At 70.9% G+C, this 1622-nt stretch carries 1 protein-coding gene; it reads right to left on the bottom strand.

From position 1 onward, the window contains the following. Positions 1-1398: nitrite/sulfite reductase (locus ACXJKG_RS21030; RefSeq protein ID WP_456847659.1), on the bottom strand; the 1398-nt coding region annotated here is incomplete at its 3' end. Between the last annotated feature and the right edge of the window lie 224 nt (positions 1399-1622).

The raw sequence follows: 1622 nt of genomic DNA, 5'->3' as shown, positions 1-1622 counted from the left end.
GGGGCAGCCGTTGAGGTTGATGGTGATCGGCTGGTCGAACGTCGGCAGCCGGTCCTCCAGCTCGCCGATCAGGTGGGTCGCGCGCGCCTTCGTCTCGACGATGGCCAGCTTGCAGAACTCGATGCCGGTGCACGCCATGGTGCCGCGGCGGAACGTGCTCGCCGCCCGGACCGGGAGACCCAGCGCCTCGAGCCCCTCGACCAGCGGGTCGACCTTCGCCGGCGCGACGTCGAGCACGACGATCTTCTGCTCGACGGTCAGCCGGACCTTGTCGGACCCCGCCGTCTCGACGAGATCGGCCAGCTGCTGCAGCAGCTCGCCCGAGATGCGGCCGACCGTGGGCGCCATGCCGACGTAGAAGCTGCCGTCCTTCTGCGGGTGCACGCCGACGTGGTCGCGGCGGCCCGTGGGCGGCGGGGGCGGCTCGGGCCCGTCCTCGAGCGTGTAGCCGAGGTACTCGCCCTCCAGCACCTGCCGGAACAGCTCGGGTCCCCAGTCGGCCACCAGGAACTTCAGGCGGGCACGGGTGCGCAGCCGGCGGTAGCCGTAGTCGCGGAAGATGCTGACGACGCCGACCCATACGTCGGGGATCTGCTCCAGCGTCACGAACGCGCCGAGCCGGACGCCGAGCTTGGGGTTGGTGGACAGGCCGCCGCCGACCCACACGTCGAACCCGGGACCCAGCGACGGGTGCACCACGCCGACGAACGCGACGTCGTTGATCTCGTGCGCGACGTCGTGGTGCGGCGAGCCGCTGATCGCGGTCTTGAACTTGCGCGGGAGGTTCGAGAAACGGGGATCGCCGATGTAGTTGTCGACGATCGCGCGCACGGCGGGGGTGCCGTCGATGATCTCGTCGGCCGCGACGCCCGCGACGGGGGACCCGAGGACGACGCGCGGGCAGTCGCCGCAGGCCTCCTGGGTGCTCAGCCCGACGGCCTCGAGCCGGCGCCAGATCTCCGGGACGTCCTCGATGCGGATCCAGTGCAGCTGGATGTTCTGCCGGTCGGTGACGTCCGCGGTGCCGCGGCCGAACTCGACCGAGATGTCCGCGATGGTGCGCAGCTGCTGCAGGCTCAGGGCGCCGCCGTCGCAGCGGACGCGGAGCATGAAGAACTCGTCGTCCAGCTCGTGCGGCTCGAGCGTCGCCGTCTTGCCGCCGTCGATCCCGGGCTTGCGCTGCGTGTAGAGCCCCCACCAGCGCATCCGTCCGCGCAGGTCCTCGGGTGCGATGCTGGCGAAGCCCTCGCGGGAGTAGACGTCCTCGATCCGCTGGCGGACGTTGAGGGCGTCGTCCTGCTGCTTGAACAGCTCGTTGCCGTTCAGCGGTTCCGTCTGGCCGAACGCCCACTGACCCTCGGCACGAGCAGCGGGCGGGGCGATCCTGGTGTGCGCCATAGGGGCGTTATCTCCGGAAGAACGTGGACGTGCGCCTGCACCCACCGCTGGGGACGCGGTTCTCTGGACGCAGACCGCGCGCCCGAGGGGGGACGAGGGGCGGGGTCAGTTGCTCCGCGGACAGCAGCACACGCACGGGTCCGCGGCGACGGTGCACATGCACCGACACGACTGGCGGAACCGGGGGGCGATCACCCGACGAGGTTGTCACGTGAGCGTGGAAC

The organism is Cellulomonas sp. P5_C6 (genome assembly GCF_054049635.1).
Note: the sequence above shows the minus strand (reverse complement) of the source record. Positions and strands in the feature narration are given on the sequence as shown.